The organism is Streptomyces sp. NPDC096040 (assembly GCF_040303265.1).
In the GTDB taxonomy this organism is placed as follows: domain Bacteria; phylum Actinomycetota; class Actinomycetes; order Streptomycetales; family Streptomycetaceae; genus Streptomyces.
This window is the reverse complement of the sequence record NZ_JBEOTA010000058.1, coordinates 1-15,695: the sequence shown is the minus strand read 5'-3', so window position 1 is coordinate 15,695 and position 15,695 is coordinate 1. Positions and strand designations below refer to the sequence as shown.

Annotated in this window: 16 protein-coding genes; 10 read left to right on the top strand and 6 right to left on the bottom strand. The window is 69.4% G+C overall.

All coding sequences use genetic code 11. The features are described 5' to 3' along the window. Positions 1–8: 8 nt before the first annotated feature. The gene (locus tag ABTY98_RS40340) at positions 9–722 is read right to left on the bottom strand and encodes a hypothetical protein (protein ID WP_352226148.1); all 714 of its coding nucleotides are present in this window, start codon (positions 720–722) and stop codon (positions 9–11) included. 207 nt (positions 723–929) lie between these two features. Here ABTY98_RS40340 and gcl point away from each other — a divergent pair, with 207 nt between their 5' ends. Then, positions 930–2,714: a glyoxylate carboligase gene (gcl, locus tag ABTY98_RS40335; RefSeq protein WP_352226147.1), complete on the top strand. Its 1,785-nt coding sequence runs from the start codon at positions 930–932 to the stop codon at positions 2,712–2,714. 237 nt (positions 2,715–2,951) lie between these two features. Here the strand turns inward: gcl and ABTY98_RS40330 are convergent, their stop codons facing one another. From ABTY98_RS40330 to ABTY98_RS40315, 4 genes are all read right to left on the bottom strand, one after another. Further along, positions 2,952–3,197, bottom strand: coding sequence for a hypothetical protein (locus tag ABTY98_RS40330; RefSeq protein ID WP_352226146.1), 246 nt, complete (start codon positions 3,195–3,197; stop codon positions 2,952–2,954). Between the two features lie 365 nt (positions 3,198–3,562). After that, the gene (locus ABTY98_RS40325; RefSeq protein WP_352226145.1) at positions 3,563–5,020 is read right to left on the bottom strand and encodes a catalase; all 1,458 of its coding nucleotides are present in this window, start codon (positions 5,018–5,020) and stop codon (positions 3,563–3,565) included. A 173-nt stretch (positions 5,021–5,193) separates the two neighbouring features. Beyond that, positions 5,194–6,108, bottom strand: coding sequence for a 2-hydroxy-3-oxopropionate reductase (locus ABTY98_RS40320; protein WP_352226144.1), 915 nt, complete (start codon positions 6,106–6,108; stop codon positions 5,194–5,196). Positions 6,109–6,164: 56 nt separating this feature from the next. Continuing rightward, positions 6,165–7,004: a TIM barrel protein gene (locus ABTY98_RS40315; protein ID WP_352226143.1), complete on the bottom strand. Its 840-nt coding sequence runs from the start codon at positions 7,002–7,004 to the stop codon at positions 6,165–6,167. 130 nt (positions 7,005–7,134) lie between these two features. Here ABTY98_RS40315 and polX point away from each other — a divergent pair, with 130 nt between their 5' ends. From polX to ABTY98_RS40275, 8 genes are all read left to right on the top strand, one after another. Further along, complete coding sequence (gene polX / locus ABTY98_RS40310; RefSeq protein ID WP_352226142.1) at positions 7,135–8,874, top strand: DNA polymerase/3'-5' exonuclease PolX; 1,740 nt, start codon at positions 7,135–7,137, stop codon at positions 8,872–8,874. Between the two features lie 399 nt (positions 8,875–9,273). Next, entirely contained in the window at positions 9,274–9,528 is a 255-nt protein-coding gene (locus tag ABTY98_RS40305; protein WP_352226141.1) for a YkoF family thiamine-binding protein, read from the top strand. Then, positions 9,525–9,893, top strand: coding sequence for a helix-turn-helix domain-containing protein (locus ABTY98_RS40300; RefSeq protein ID WP_352226140.1), 369 nt, complete (start codon positions 9,525–9,527; stop codon positions 9,891–9,893). The genes ABTY98_RS40305 and ABTY98_RS40300 overlap by 4 nt, the downstream gene beginning before the upstream one ends. Before the next feature lie 126 nt (positions 9,894–10,019). Then, positions 10,020–10,532, top strand: coding sequence for a 2-oxo-4-hydroxy-4-carboxy-5-ureidoimidazoline decarboxylase (gene uraD / locus ABTY98_RS40295; protein ID WP_352226138.1), 513 nt, complete (start codon positions 10,020–10,022; stop codon positions 10,530–10,532). 4 nt (positions 10,533–10,536) lie between these two features. Next, entirely contained in the window at positions 10,537–10,926 is a 390-nt protein-coding gene (gene uraH / locus ABTY98_RS40290) for a hydroxyisourate hydrolase (RefSeq protein ID WP_352226137.1), read from the top strand. 4 nt (positions 10,927–10,930) lie between these two features. Further along, complete coding sequence (gene pucL, locus ABTY98_RS40285; RefSeq protein ID WP_352226136.1) at positions 10,931–11,854, top strand: factor-independent urate hydroxylase; 924 nt, start codon at positions 10,931–10,933, stop codon at positions 11,852–11,854. A 119-nt stretch (positions 11,855–11,973) separates the two neighbouring features. After that, complete coding sequence (locus tag ABTY98_RS40280; RefSeq protein WP_352226135.1) at positions 11,974–13,350, top strand: 8-oxoguanine deaminase; 1,377 nt, start codon at positions 11,974–11,976, stop codon at positions 13,348–13,350. Positions 13,351–13,588: 238 nt separating this feature from the next. Next, entirely contained in the window at positions 13,589–14,986 is a 1,398-nt protein-coding gene (locus ABTY98_RS40275) for a nucleobase:cation symporter-2 family protein (RefSeq protein ID WP_352226134.1), read from the top strand. Here the strand turns inward: ABTY98_RS40275 and ABTY98_RS40270 are convergent. Then, a complete protein-coding gene (locus tag ABTY98_RS40270) occupies positions 14,971–15,099 on the bottom strand; it encodes a hypothetical protein (protein ID WP_352226133.1) in 129 nt (42 codons plus the stop codon). The two genes, ABTY98_RS40275 and ABTY98_RS40270, sit on opposite strands and share 16 nt — an antisense overlap. Positions 15,100–15,210: 111 nt before the next feature. Here ABTY98_RS40270 and ABTY98_RS40265 point away from each other — a divergent pair, with 111 nt between their 5' ends. Beyond that, a complete protein-coding gene (locus tag ABTY98_RS40265) occupies positions 15,211–15,606 on the top strand; it encodes a TMEM175 family protein (RefSeq protein ID WP_352226132.1) in 396 nt (131 codons plus the stop codon). Positions 15,607–15,695 lie beyond the last annotated feature (89 nt).

The window sequence follows — 15,695 nt, the reverse complement described above, 5'->3', positions numbered from 1 at the left end:
CGTCGGACTCAGACGGCGCCCGACGCGTTCAGGTCGTCCGCGAGCTCGTTGACCGGCTGCGGGGTGCCCGTGAGGTCCAGGACGAAGAGCGGGATGCCGAGCGCGTCGGCACGGTCGCGGGCGTCGTCGGCGTATCCGGCGAGCGAGAAGTAGACGCAGCCGGAGTCCTCCGTCATCGCCGTCAGCCACAGGCACTCCACGTCCCGCAGCGAGGCCGGCCGCACGGTCGGGTCCACCTGGGCGACCAGACCGCGTGCGGCCAGGCCGATGCCGGACGGCGGCCGCTGGTCGGCGCGGCGGATGTCCCGGTAGCCGAGCCACCGCAGATAGAGCGCGGCGGCGGTCACCACGTCCCGGGCGGTACGGATCGTGACCGGCTGGAAGGGCGGCCGCGGCTCGGGACCCGGCGCGGGCGCGGAGTCGGTTCCGGCGACCGGGACGCGCAGCACCGCCCCGCACGGGCAGCCCAGCTCCGGCTGCGGCCACTGGTCCCGGCGGCCGCAGGAGCCGCAGCTCACCGTCACCCAGTCCTCGTCCCAGGCGCGGTGCGCCACCGGCGTCGGCGCGGCCGTGCCGTCGAGGGACGGGGTGACCGGGGCACCGCAGGCGCAGGGGTACGCAGGCGCGGTGTAGACGTGCTCGCGCCGACAGGCCGGACAGCGCACCGGCACGCTCTCGGACATGGCCCCACCCCAGGCGTCGCGTCGGTTCAGCCGTCCCATGGTGCTCCTGCCGGGGCCTGGTTGTCCCTCTCTTGACGACGTTCGTCCACCCACCTACGCTGATTCCAGATAGTAGAAGTTAATTTCCGCAATGTGGAAGTCCTGAAGATTCCACGCGGAAGTGAGTGGAAGATTCCAGATCTGGAGACGTGCTCACCGCGGGGCGCGACGGGAGCAGGCATCCGACAGCCGAAGCAGGAGTACTCGATGGCTCGAATGACCGCTGCCCGTGCGGCAGTTGAGATCCTCAAGCGCGAGGGCGTCAGCGCCGCGTTCGGGGTGCCGGGCGCGGCGATCAACCCGTTCTACGCGGCGCTCAAGGCCTCCGGAGGCATCAACCACACCCTCGCCCGCCATGTCGAGGGCGCCTCGCACATGGCCGAGGGCTACACCCGGACCCACCCCGGCAACATCGGCGTCTGCGTCGGCACGTCCGGTCCGGCCGGCACCGACATGATCACCGGGCTGTACTCGGCCACCGGCGACTCCATCCCGATCCTCTGCATCACCGGCCAGGCGCCGACCGCGGTGATCCACAAGGAGGACTTCCAGGCCGTCGACATCGCCTCGATCGCCAAGCCGGTGACGAAGATGGCGGTCACGGTGCTGGAGGCGGCCCAGGTCCCCGGCGTCTTCCAGCAGGCCTTCCACCTGATGCGCTCCGGCCGTCCGGGCCCGGTCCTGATCGACCTGCCGATCGACGTCCAGCTCACCGAGATCGAGTTCGACCCGGAGACCTACGAGCCGCTGCCGGTCTACAAGCCGGCCGCGACCCGCGCCCAGATCGAGAAGGCGATCGGTCTGCTGAACGCCGCCGAGCGGCCGCTGATCGTCGCGGGCGGCGGAGTGATCAACGCGGACGCCGCCGAACTACTGGTGGAGTTCGCGGAGTTGACCGGAACCCCGGTCGTCCCCACTCTCATGGGCTGGGGCGTGCTCCCCGACGACCACGAGCTGAACGCCGGCATGGTCGGCCTGCAGACCTCGCACCGCTACGGCAACGCGACCTTCCTGGAGTCCGACTTCGTCCTCGGCATCGGCAACCGCTGGGCCAACCGCCACACCGGCAAGCTGGACGTCTACACGGCCGGCCGGAAGTTCGTCCACGTCGACATCGAGCCGACCCAGATCGGCAAGATCTTCGCCCCCGACTACGGCATCGCCTCCGACGCCAAGGCCGCGCTGGAGCTCTTCGTCGAGGTGACAAGGGAGTTGAAGGCGGCGGGCAGGCTCCCCGACCGCTCCGCCTGGGCGGCGGCCGCGCAGGAGAAGAAGGCGACCCTCCAGCGCCGTACGCACTTCGACGACATCCCGATCAAGCCGCAGCGCGTCTACGAGGAGATGAACAAGGCCTTCGGCCCGGAGACCCGGTACGTCTCCACGATCGGTCTCTCGCAGATCGCCGGCGCCCAGATGCTGCACGTCTTCAGGCCGCGGCACTGGATCAACTGCGGTCAGGCGGGCCCCCTCGGCTGGACGATCCCGGCCGCGCTGGGTGTGGCCAAGGCCGACCCGGAGGCCTCCGTGGTCGCCCTCTCCGGCGACTACGACTTCCAGTTCATGCTGGAGGAGCTGGCGGTCGGCGCGCAGCACAAGATCCCGTACGTCCACGTCCTCGTCAACAACTCCTACCTGGGCCTGATCCGCCAGGCGCAGCGGGCCTTCGACATCGACTTCCAGGTCAACCTGGAGTTCGAGAACATCAACTCGCCCGAGCTGGGTGTCTACGGCGTCGACCACGTCAAGGTCGCCGAGGGCCTGGGCTGCAAGGCGATCCGGGTGACCGACCCGAACGAGCTGGGCGCGGCCTTCGAGCGGGCCAAGAAGCTGGCGCAGGAGCACCAGGTGCCGGTGGTGGTCGAGGCGATCCTGGAGCGGGTCACCAACATCTCGATGTCGACGACGAACGACATCGGCAACGTGGTGGAGTTCGAGGAGATCGCGACCGAGCCGGGCCACGCGCCGACGTCGATCCGGACCCTGAAGGTCTGAGCCGGGCACAACAACAGGGCCACGACAACCGGTCCACAGCGACCTGCGCACAACAACGCGGGCGGTCCATCCTGAGGGATGGGCCGCCCGCTTCGCGCTGTGGGTGACACGGGGCCCGCCGCCCCCGTGCCGACGGGCTCCGTGTGGAGTGAATATGCCCACCGGCCGGCGCGGTTGAAGCGTCCTGAACGATATTCAGAGCTTCATTTGAGGATTGGCCGTCCGCTTCACCCGGGTTCAGGGGCTTTCGGGATGCTCGGCGAGCCCGGGCCAGTCGTCCGGCCCGCCGCCCTGCCACTCGATGAGGTCGCTCTCCTCGACCTCGATCCGGTCCAGATCGGCCATCCGCAGGATCTCGACCACGTCGTCGAGATGCGAGGCGATCCCCAGGGTCACGTCCCCCTCGGTGACCCGCCGGGAGCCGTCCAGGGCGGGGGCGTGCACGACGATGTGGGGGAACTCCGTCGGTGGGTGTGCTGTCATGCCTTCAGCGTGCTGCGGCGGGGGCGCGACCGCACGCCGGAGCGGCAGATGCGCACGCCGGAGCGCCGGATGCGGACGGTTCCGCATCCGGCGCTCCGGTGCTCGGTGAGGCTTCTTCGGCTGTGGCCGTCCGACGGCGCGAGGCTGGGCGCGACAGGTCGTTCGCGCCGCCGGACGGGGCCTTGAACGGCTGGGACCGCGGCCGGTGCGATGGAGCCGGGGCGCGCTTCCCTCTGGTCGAGAAGGGCGCTCGGTTCCTTCACCACCGCACTGGCTCGCACGCCGCCACGGTCCTTGCCACGCCCGCGCACCTCCGGCCGGCCACCCCTCATCCGGGCCGTCCGGTTGTGCGCGGGCCGTCTGTGTCAGTCCTCGCGCAGGGCGCGGACCGCCTCCTCCACGCGCTTGCCGTACTCGGGGTCGGCGGCGTGGAAGTGGGCCAGGTTCTTCTCGATCACGTCGTCGCGGGAGACCTGCGAGAGGCCGCCGGCGATGTTCGCGACCAGGCGCTGCCTCTCCTCCTGGGACATCAGCCGGTACAGCTCGCCCGCCTGGTAGAAGTCGTCGTCCTTGGTGTGCAGCGGGGCCTCGTGGGTGCCCGTGTGACCGGTGACGGCCAGGGGGGCGGACAGCGGACGGCCGGTCTCCACCGGGCCGTCGTACGAGTTGGGCTCGTAGTTCTTGGCGTGCCGGCCCTGCGGGTTGGCGGCCATGAGGCCGTCGCGGCCGTAGTTCTGCGCGGTCGTCGCCTTCGGGGCGTTGACGGCCAGCAGGGTGTGGTTGACGCCCAGGCGGTAGCGGTGCGCGTCCGCGTAGGCGAACAGGCGGCCCTGGAGCATCTTGTCGGGGGAGGGTCCGATGCCCGGCACGAAGTTGTTCGGGGAGAACGCGGCCTGCTCGACCTCGGCGAAGACGTTGTCCGGGTTGCGGTCCAGGACCAGGCGGCCCACCCGCTGGAGCGGGTAGTCCCGGTGCGGCCAGACCTTGGTGAGGTCGAAGGGGTTGAAGCGGTAGTCCGCCGCCTCGGCCGCCGGCATGATCTGGACGTGGAGGGTCCAGGACGGGTTGACGCCCCGCTCGATGGCCTGGAGCAGGTCCGTCTGGTGCGAGTTGGGGTCCTTGCCCGCGAGTTCCGCCGCCTGCTCGGCGCTCAGGCTGCGCACGCCCTGGTTGGTCTTGAAGTGGTACTTGACGAAGAAGGCCGCGCCCTCGGCGTTCGTCCACTGGTAGGTGTGCGAGCCGTAGCCGTTCATATGGCGGTACGACGCCGGGATGCCGCGGTCGCCCATCAGCCAGGTCACCTGGTGCGTGGCCTCGGGGGCGTGCGCCCAGAAGTCCCAGACGCTGTCCGGCTCCTGACGACCCGTGAAGGGGTCGCGCTTCTGCGAGTGGATGAAGTCGGGGAACTTGATCGGGTCCTTGATGAAGAACACCGGGGTGTTGTTCCCGACGAGGTCGTAATTGCCCTCTTCGGTATAGAACTTGACGGCGAAGCCGCGCGGGTCGCGTACGGCGTCGGCGCCGCCGAGGGAGTCGGCGACCGTCGAGAAACGCAGGAAGACCTCGGTGCGCCTGCCGACCGTGCTCAGGAAGTCGGCGCGGGTGAAGCCGGTGACGTCGTCGGTCACCTCGAAGTAGCCGTACGCGCCGCTGCCACGGGCGTGCACCACGCGCTCCGGGATCCGCTCGCGGTTGAAGCGCGCGAGCTTCTCGAGCAGGTGCTGGTCCTGGAGGAGGAGCGGGCCGCCGACGCCGGCGGAGGCGGAGTTCTGGTTGTCGGCGACCGGGGCGCCGGACTCGGTAGTGAGCACGCGCTTCGACATCGTGGACCTTCCGTGCGAGTGTCAGCGGAAATTCATTTCCGCTTTGTGGAGCCTAGGATCGGGTCGGCTGGGGCGTCAACAGTTTGTTGAATTGGTTTCCGGGCGGCGCCGGCGCCTGGGCGCGACAGGACAGTTGTCAGCGCCGGCACCGCCCGGAAGTCATGGGGTGCGGCTCAGACCTGGGCGCCGGAAAGGCGCTCGACCGCGCGCAGCAGCGCGGAGTGGTCCAGGCCGCCGTCGCCCTGCGCGCGCAGGGAGGCGACCAGCTGGGCCACCACGGCACCGACCGGCAGGGCCGCGCCGACATTGCGGGCCGCGTCGGTCACGATGCCCATGTCCTTGTGGTGCAGGTCGATCCGGAAGCCCGGCTTGAAGTCGCGGTTCAGGAAGTTGTCCTTCTTCCGCGCCAGTACGGTCGAACCGGCCAGGCCGCCGCCCAGCACGTCCAGCGCGGCCGTCAGGTCCACGCCGGACTTCTCCAGGAAGACCACGGCCTCCGCGCACGCCTGGATGTTCACGGCGACGATCAGCTGGTTGGCGGCCTTCACGGTCTGGCCGGAGCCGTGCGGACCGCACAGCACGACGGTCTTGCCCAGCGCCTCGAAGATCGGCTTGGCCTGGTCGAAGTCGGCCTGATCGCCGCCGACCATGATCGACAGTACGGCCTCGATCGCGCCTGCCTCACCGCCGGAGACGGGGGCGTCGAGGACCCGGATGCCCTTGTCCCTGGCAGCGGCGGCCAGGTCGATGGAGGTCTGCGGGGTGATCGAGGACATGTCGATCAGGAGGGAGCCCTGCCTGGCGTTCTCCAGGATGCCGTCCGGGCCGTAGGCGATGGCCTCGACATGCGGCGACGCGGGCACCATCGTGATGACCACGTCGGCGTCGCGCACGGCCTCGGCGATCGAGGGGGCGGCCGTGCCTCCGGCGGCGGCCAGACGGTCCAGCTTCTCCTGCTCCAGGGTGTAGCCGGTGACCTCGTAACCCGCCTTGATCAGGTTCTCGGACATGGGCGAGCCCATGATGCCGAGGCCGATCCACGCGATCGCCGGGCGGGTCGGGTGGGAGGAGGGGGGAAGGGTGCTCATGATGGGGGTGCCTCTCTCAACTGCTCTGCGAAGACTGTTCTGCGAAGTCGGGGGGTTCAGCGGGCGGCGCGCGCTTCGCGCGGGAGCCACTCGAAGGCCTCGGCGCTCGGGCGGTCGCCCGGCTTGTACTCCAGGCCGACCCAGCCGTCGTAACCGGCCTTCCCCAGCTGGTCGAGCAGCTCCTCCAGGGGGAGCGAACCCGTGCCCGGAGCACCGCGGCCCGGGTTGTCGGCGATCTGCACGTGGCCGGTCTTCGAGGCGTACCGGTCGATCACCGACGGCAGGTCCTCGCCGTTCATGGACAGGTGGTAGAGGTCCATGAGGAAGCGTGCGTTGCCGAGTCCGGTGGCGTCGTTGACCTTGTCGACGACGCCGACGCCGGCCGGTGCGCTCACCAGGGGGTACCGCGGCGACTCGGGCCGGTTGAGGGTCTCGATCAGGAGCACCGCGCCGATCCGGTCGGCCGCGCGGGCCGCGAGCACCAGGTTCTCCAGGGCCAGCGCGTCCTGCTCGGCCGGGTCCACGCCCTCGACCCGGTTGCCGTAGAGCGCGTTGAGCGCGGTGCAGCCGAGCGACTGCGCGAAGCCGGCCGCCACGTCGATGTTGGCGCGGAACTTCTCGGACTCCGCGCCCGGGATCGACAGGGCGCCCCGGTCGGGGCCGGGCAGCTGCCCGGCGTAGAGGTTCAGGCCCGTCAGCCGGACGCCCGCGTCCTCGGTCGCCTTCTTCAGCGCGTCGAGCTCGGACCGCTCGGGGGTGGGGGAGTCGACCCAGGGCCACCACAGCTCGACCGCGCCGAAGCCGGCCGCGGCGGCGGCCGCGGGGCGCTCCAGGAGCGGGAGTTCCGTGAAGAGGATCGACAGGTTGACGTTGAAGCGCTGCTCTGCGAATCCCATGAGGGTCGGCGCTCCCTTCCGCTGGTATTTCCGTAATGTGGAAGTTCGTTTCTGCTTAATGGAAGACTGCCTGTGACCGGTGAGAGCTGTCAAGAGCGCCCGCGCAAAACCCGCGCCCTACCCTGAAGGCATGGCACGGTCCAACGACGAGGTCGCCGCGCTGCTCCAGGAGTACGCGGACCTGATCTCGATCACCGGCGGAGACGCCTTCAAGGCGCGGGTCTACGAGAAGGCCGCCCGAGCGGTCGGCGGTCACCACGCCGATGTCGCGACCCTCGACCTCAAGGGGCTCCAGGAGATCCCGAACGTGGGGAAGTCGATCGCCCAGAAGGTCCTGGAGTTCTTCGACAAGGGCAGCGTGTCCGCCGTGGAGGAGCTGCGGGCGAAGATCCCCGCCGGGGTACGGCGACTGACCGCCATCCCCACCCTCGGCCCGAAGAAGGCGATGGCCGTCTACGAGGAGCTGGGCATCTCCTCGGTCGACGAACTGGCCGAAGCCATCCACCAGGAGCGGCTGCGCGATCTCAAGGGCTTCGGGCCGAAGACCGAGGAGAACATCCTCCACGGCATCGAACTGCTCCAGTCGGCCGGGGGCCGGGTGCAGCTCGACGTGGCCACGGACCTGGCGGAGGGCATCGTCGGCGCGCTGTCCGCGGTGACCGGCTGCGAGAAGTGCACCTACGCCGGGTCACTGCGCCGGTTCCGCGAGACGGCCGGCGACATCGACATCCTCGTCGCGGCGAAGAAGTCGGCGCCGATCATGCGGGCGTTCACCGAGCTGTCGTACGTCACCGAGGTCATCGGGCAGGGCGAGACCAAGACCTCCGTCCGCACCAGCAAAGGCCTCAACGTCGACCTGCGGGTCGTACCACCGGACTCCTGGGGCGCGGCGCTGCAGTACTTCACCGGCTCCAAGGCCCACAACATCCGCACCCGCGAACGGGCCGTGCACCAGAAGCTCAAGCTCTCCGAGTACGGGCTCTTCGACGTCGAGAGCGGCGAGAAGATCGTCTCCGAGACCGAGGAGGAGGTGTACGCCCGCCTCGGCCTGCCCTGGATCCCACCAGCCCTGCGCGAGGACCGCGGCGAGATCGAGGCGGGGTTGCGCGACGAGCTGCCGGAGCTGGTCACCGAGGCCGACCTCCGCGGTGACCTGCACACCCACACCGATCTCACCGACGGGCTCGCCCCGCTGGAGGAGATGGTGGAAGCGGCCGCCCGGCGCGGATACGCCTACTACGCGATCACCGACCACGCCCCGGACCTGGCCATGCAGCGCATGACCGACGAGCGGATGCTGGCCCAGCGGGAGCGGGTGCGCGAACTCGACGGCACCTACCCCACCCGGGGCCGGCGCGGCGGGCTGCGGCTGCTGCACGGCACCGAGCTGAACATCGGCCCCGAGGGAGAGGTGGACTGGCCGGACGACTTCCTCGCCGGGTTCGACCTGTGCGTGGCGTCCGTGCACTCGCACTTCAACCAGGGGCGCGACGCGCTGACCCACCGTCTCGTGCGGGCCTGCGAGAACCCGTACGTCAACATCATCGGCCACCCCACCACGCGCCTCATCGGCAAGCGGCCCGGCATCGACGCCGACCTCGACGCGGTCTTCGCCGCCTGCGCCCGCACCGGTACGGCCCTGGAGATCAACGCCCACCCGGACCGCCTGGACCTGTGCGACGAGGACATCCTGCGGGCCCGCCGGCACGGCGTGAAGTTCGCCGTGAACAGCGACGCCCACGCCGTCCCCCACCTGGCCGCCATGCGCTACGGCATCGGCACCGCCCAGCGCGGCTGGCTCACCAGGGACGACGTGATCAACACCTGGCCGGAGCGACGGCTGCGGAGCTTCCTGCGCAAGAACGGCTGAGCCGGGAGGCCGCCCCGAGGGGTACCGAGCCGTAGCCGGCCGACCGCCGGGTGGAGTGGGAGACGAACACCTGGTGGCTGGGCGCGGAGGAGGAGGTGACGCGGTCGCTGTCCGCGTCCGAGGTGGTGACGCTGTATCGCGATACTGGTCCCGGCCAAGCCTCGTCAAGGAGGGGGGGACGGTCGGCGTCGCCCCGGATCTCGATCAGTTGTGGACGGGCCATGGCGCTGCGCGGGCGGCTTGGTCCCGTGCCGGGCGGAGGGGTGCCCCGGTCGGCTAGGGTCGCCTCGTGGCGGACGCAGCGGCTCCGTCGCGGTGGAATTGACTGGCCCGGGGTGTATCGCGGCTGTGCAGCGGTCGGCCGAAGCGCAGGTCAGGGACGCGTTTTCTGGGGGCGCAATGCGATTGAGAGTGGAGTTCACCACCGAGCCATTCGATCTCGACGAGGCACCCGCGCACGCGCTGGTCGCCCGTGCGGTCATCGAGGGTGCGCAGCTGGACGCGGTGGACGTCGGGCCGTTCGGGAACACGGCGGAGGGCGGCGCCGACGCCGTGCTCACCGCCGTGGACGCGCTGCTGCGCAGGACCCTGGAGGCCGGGGCCACCCGGATCTCGCTCCAGGTCAACGTGGTGGGGGAGGGCGGCGACAAGTGACCGGAAACGCGGACGAGCCCTTCATCACGGCCGTGAAGCCGCTGGTCGACGCCATGGGCGGGGAGATGCTCCCGACCGACGAGGCCGGCCCCGACGATGTCGTGCTTGCCTGGGAGGGCGTCGACGTGGTCGCCGTACGGCTGCCGCAGCTCGCCGACTCCCTCGACCACATCCTGGCCGCCATGGAGCGCAAGCAGGGCAAGCCGCTGGCCGACCTCGACCGCAAGTCGAAGCAGGAGGTCGTGCGCATACTCGAGGCCCGGGGCGCCTTCTCCGTACGGCACGGTGTGGAGACCGTGGCGGGCGCACTCGGTGTGAGCCGCTTCACCGTCTACAACTACCTCAACCGCGACAAGGAGAGCTGACCGGAGGACTCCGGGCGGGGGTTGTTACGCGGAATTTTCAACAAAGTGTTGACCTCGGGTTCCGGAGGGCGTTAGCTAACGGCAGCCCGTTCAGCACGAAGGCCGCTTACGGCCACGGAGGCTCCCGTGACGTCGACTCCCACGCCCCCGGGTCTGGCCCGGTTCAATGTTCTGGAGGAGCACGCGGCCTTCGCCGCCCTCCACGAGGCGTGTGCCTCCACCGCCTGGGCCCGGCGCCTGCTCGCCGGCCGCCCCTACGCCACCCCCGAGGCCCTCTACTCCGCCAGCGACACCGCCATGGCCGAGCTGAGCCCGGCGGACCTGGCGGAGGCCATGGCCGGACACCCGCCGATCGGCCGCCCCGAGCCGGGCGACCCGACCTCGGCCCGCGAGCAGTCCGGCATGGCCGGCGCCGCCGAAGGCCTCAAGGCGGAGATGCTCGAACTCAACCTGGCGTACCAGGAGAGGTTCGGCCATGTCTTCCTGATCTGTGCCACCGGCCGCAGCGGCGAGGAGATGCGCGACGCGGTCAAGGAGCGGATCGGCAACGCGCCCGAGCAGGAGCGGGAGATCGTCCGCACCGAACTGGGCAAGATCAACCGCATCCGGCTCGCCCGGCTCGTCGAAGAGGACGCCTGACAGCATGAGCACCAGCATCACCGCCTCCGTGTCCACCCACATCCTGGACACCTCGCTCGGCCGCCCCGCCGAGGGCGTCGCCGTCCAGCTGTCCGCCCGCCAGGGCCGTGACGCGAACTGGCAGCCGCTCGGCGGCAGCGCGACCGACGCGGACGGCCGGTGCAAGGACCTCCCGGCGCTGCCGGAGGGCACCACACACGTACGGCTCGACTTCGCCGTGGAGCCGTATTTCGAGAAGAAGCAAGCCGATGCGCAGCAGGACGCCCCCGCGAATCGGGACAGCGGTGCGTTTTTCCCGGAGGTGGCGATCACTTTCGCCGTCGTACCCGGAGAGCACTATCACGTACCGCTGCTGCTCAACCCGTTCGGCTACTCCGTTTACCGAGGGAGCTAGCTAAATGCCCACCATCCTGGGACAGAACCAGTACGGCAAGGCCGAGAACCGGGTCGTAAAGATCACGCGGGACGGTGCCACCCACCACATCAAGGACCTGAACGTGTCGGTCGCCCTCTCCGGCGACATGGACGAGGTCCACTACTCCGGCTCCAACGCCAACGTGCTGCCGACCGACACCACCAAGAACACGGTGTTCGCGTTCGCCAAGGAGCACGGCATCGAGTCGGCCGAGCAGTTCGGTATCCATCTGGCCCGGCACTTCGTGACCAGCCAGGAGCCGATCAAGACGGCCCGGATCCGGATCGAGGAGTACGGCTGGGAGCGGATCGAGGCCTCCGACGCCAACTCCAGGTTCATCGGCGCGGACGAGGTCAAGCACTCCTTCGTCAGGAAGGGCCAGGAGACCCGGCTGACCCAGATCACCTACGACGGCTCGTCGTGGGAGGTCATCTCCGGCCTCAAGGACCTCGTCGTGATGAACTCGACCAACTCCGAGTTCTGGGGCTACGTCAAGGACAAGTACACGACGCTCCCCGAGGCCTACGACCGCATCCTGGCCACCCAGGTCTCGGCCCGCTGGCGGTTCAACTGGACCGACGACGAGCAGAAGATGCCCCACTGGGAGAAGTCCTACGAGCAGACCAGGAAGCACATGCTCCAGGCCTTCGCCGAGACGTACTCCCTCTCGCTCCAGCAGACGCTGTACCAGATGGGCTCGCGCATCATCAACAACCGCGGCGAGATCGACGAGGTCCGCTTCTCGCTGCCCAACAAGCACCACTTCCTCGTCGACCTGGAGCCGTTCGGACTCAAGAACGACAACGAGGTGTACTACGCCGCCGACCGGCCCTACGGCCTGATCGAGGCGACCGTCCTCCGGGACGGCTGCGAGGCGAAGATCCCGGTGGACCTCACCAACCTCTGATCCTCTCCACATTCTCGGCACCCGCGGCCGGTGACGCCCTGCGATCCGGCCGCGGTACTCAAATCCCCGGGGTCCTGCCGTGCCCTCACCACAAGTCCACTGAGCGAAAAGGACGAATCATGGCAGCAGACCAGCGCACCGTCATCGAGAACTGTTCGATCGCGACCGTCGACGCCCACGACACCGAGTACACCCACGGTTACGTCGTCATCGCCGGCAACCGCATCGAGTCGCTCGGCGCGGGCAACGCCCCCGAGGGCCTGGAGAACGTCGTACGCCGTATCGACGCCACCGGCCACCTGGTGACCCCCGGCCTGGTCAACACCCACCACCACTACTACCAGTGGATCACCCGCGGCCTGGCCACCGACCACAACCTCTTCAACTGGCTGGTCGCCCTGTACCCGACCTGGGCGCGCATCGACGAGCCGATGGTGTACGCGGCCGCCCAGGGCTCGCTCGCGATGATGGCCCGCGGCGGTGTCACCACCGCGATGGACCACCACTACGTCTACCCGAAGGACTCCGGCGACCTCTCCGGCGCGATCATCCGCGCGGCCCGTGAGACGGGCGTCCGCTTCACCCTCGCCCGCGGCTCCATGGACCGCAGCGAGAAGGACGGCGGACTGCCCCCGGACTTCGCCGTCGAGACCCTCGAAGGCGCCCTCGCCGCCACCGAGGCGACCGTCAAGGAGCACCACGACCCCTCCTTCGACGCAATGACCCAGGTGGCCGTCGCCCCCTGCTCGCCGTTCTCCGTCTCCACCGAACTCCTACGTCAAGGTGCCGAGTTGGCCCGCCGCCTCGGAGTACGCCTGCACACCCACGGCTCGGAGACCGTCGAGGAGGAGCAGTTCTGCAAGGAACTGTTCGGCATGGGCCCCACCGACTACTTCGAGTCCACCGGTTGGCTCGGCGAGGACGTGTGGATGGCGCACTGCGTCCATATGAACGACTCCGACATCGCCGCCTTCGCCCGCACCAAGACCGGCGTCGCCCACTGCCCCTCGTCCAACGCCCGCCTCGCGGCCGGCATCGCCCGCGTCCCCGACATGCTCGCCGCCGGCGTACCGGTCGGCCTCGGCGTCGACGGCACGGCGTCCAACGAGTCCGGCGAACTCCACACCGAGCTGCGCAACGCGCTGCTGATCAACCGCCTCGGCGCACACCGGGAGGCCGCTCTCAACGCCCGCCAGGCGCTGCGCCTGGGCACCTACGGCGGCGCCCAGGTCCTGGGCCGGGCAAGCCAGATCGGCTCCCTGGAGCCCGGCAAGCTCGCCGACCTGGTGCTCTGGAAGCTGGACACCCTCGCCCACGCCTCCATCGCCGACCCGGTGACCGCCCTGGTCTTCGGCGCGGCGGCCCCGGTCACGGCCTCCTTCGTGAACGGCCGTCAGATCGTCGAGGACAACCGCCTGCTGCACGTCGACGAGGACGCGATCGCCCGCTCCACGCGGGCCGAGGCCCAGCGACTGGCGCACATCGCCGCACAGTAACTTCCGTTTTCCGTACGGCACTTGAGGTACGGCATCTGAGCTCCGGCTGGGAGGGACGGCTCCCGGCCGGCAGCCGTGGACCCGAGTGGGGTCCATGGCGGCCGTCTCCTGGGCGCGTGCTTTCCTGCGCGCGCCCAGGAACGGTCACCGTCCCCCCTCGGTCCCGCACGACCAACACGCACCACCTCCCTGAAACCCGCGTCAGAGCCGACGCGTACCCGACCGGAGGAGAGCCGCCGTGTCCTCGCACCCTGTCGACGAGAAACTCCCGCCCCTGAAAATGGCCACCACGGGCCTTCAGCACGTGGCCGCCATGTACGCCGGAGTCGTCGCCCCACCCCTGATCGTCGGCGCGGCCATCGGCCTGTCCGGCACCGAACTGACCTTCCTCACCGGCGCCTGCCTGTTCACCGCGGGGCTCGCCACCTTCCTCCAGACCCTCGGTGTCTGGAAGATCGGCGCCCGGCTGCCCTTCGTCAACGGCGTCACCTTCGCCGGGGTCGCCCCGATGACCGCGATCGCCGCCTCCACCCACGACAAGTCCGACGCCCTGCCGGTCATCTTCGGCGCGGTGATCGTCGCCGGCCTCCTCGGCTTCCTCGCCGCCCCCTTCTTCAGCAAGGCGGTCCGCTTCTTCCCGCCCGTCGTCACCGGTACGGTCATCACCCTCATCGGCGTCTCGCTGCTCCCGGTGGCCTTCGGCTGGGCGCAGGGGCCCGATCCGGCGGCGCACGACTACGGTTCGGCCAAGTACCTGGGCCTGGCCGCCGCAACCCTCCTCATGGTGCTGCTCCTGCGCCGATTCACCCGGGGCTTCGTCAAACAGATCGCCGTGCTGATCGGCCTGGTCGCCGGCACGGTCATCGCCCTGCCCTTCGGCGTCACGGACTTCGGCCCGGTCGCGGACGCGGACGTCATCGGCTTCCCGACCCCCTTCCACTTCGGCGCCCCGCAGTTCCACATCGCCGCGATCCTCTCCATGTGTGTGGTGATGGTGGTCTCGATGACCGAGTCGACCGCGGACATGCTGGCGCTGGGCGAGATCGTCGAACGCCCCGCCGACGAACGGACGATCGCGGCCGGGCTGCGCGCCGACACCCTCGGCTCGGCGATCAGCCCGCTCTTCAACGGGTTCATGTGCAGCGCCTTCGCCCAGAACATCGGCCTGGTCGCGATGACCCGGATCCGCAGCCGGTTCGTGGTTGCGGTCGGCGGCGGCTTCCTGGTGCTGATGGGCCTGTGCCCGACGGCCGCCTCGCTGATCGCCGTGGTACCCCGCCCGGTGCTGGGCGGAGCGGGCGTGGTTCTCTTCGGCTCGGTTGCGGCCAGCGGCATCCAGACCCTGGTCAGGGCCGGCCTGGAGAAGGACGAGAACGTCCTGATCGTCGCCGTGTCCCTCGCCGTCGGCATCGTCCCGATCACCGCGCCGGACTTCTACCACGCCTTCCCGGAGACCGCCCGGATCGTCCTGGACTCGGGCATCTCGACGGGCTGTGTGGCGGCCGTAGTGCTCAATCTCGTCTTCAACCACCTCGGCCGGCGGCCCGCGGAGACGAAGGACACGGCCCCCGAAGCCACCGAAACCGCTGGCGCCCTGGGGGCCGTACCGCTCGCGCCGCCTCAGTCGATCTCGTAACTGTCCCCGCACACCTTCCACCTGGCCGCGTGCTTGCGGGCCCGGCTGCGGACGCCGCCGAAACTGACGGCGTCCGTGCCGGGGGCGTGCACGACCATCGCGTCGTAGTACACGTCCTCGACGTACTACGGGGACTGTCAAAGGCAGTTGAGACTGGCGCGGCAACTTGGGAATGCCGTCGGGTGCCGGTAGGAAGTCACTGTGAGTCGACGGGGGAGTGCGTCATGAACGAGTCAGGCCGCCTGGAGGCCTTCAGTGACGGCGTCTTCGCGATCGCGGTCACCCTTCTCATTCTGGACATCAAGGTACCCAAGGTCGGTGAACACGGCAGTCTCTGGAGGGCGGTGGGCGAACAGTGGCCGTCGTACGCCGCCTACGCGGTGAGCTTCCTGGTCATCGGGATCATGTGGGTCAACCATCACCAGGTGTTCAGTTATGTCGCCCGGGTCGACCGAACGCTGATGTTCCTGAACCTGCTGGTGCTGATGGTGGTGGCCGCGGTGCCCTGGCCGACGGCGATGCTCGCCGAGTACCTCCGCGAGGACGCGTCCTCGCACACCGCGGCGGCCGTCTACAGCCTGGTGATGGTGTTGATGGCGGCCACCTTCCAGGGCGTTTAACAGTCGACGTATTGGCTTGGAGATCCTGGGTGATATGGGGTATCACGTTGAGGTTCTTTTGTTTGATTTTCTGACACTTTTCACTGCTT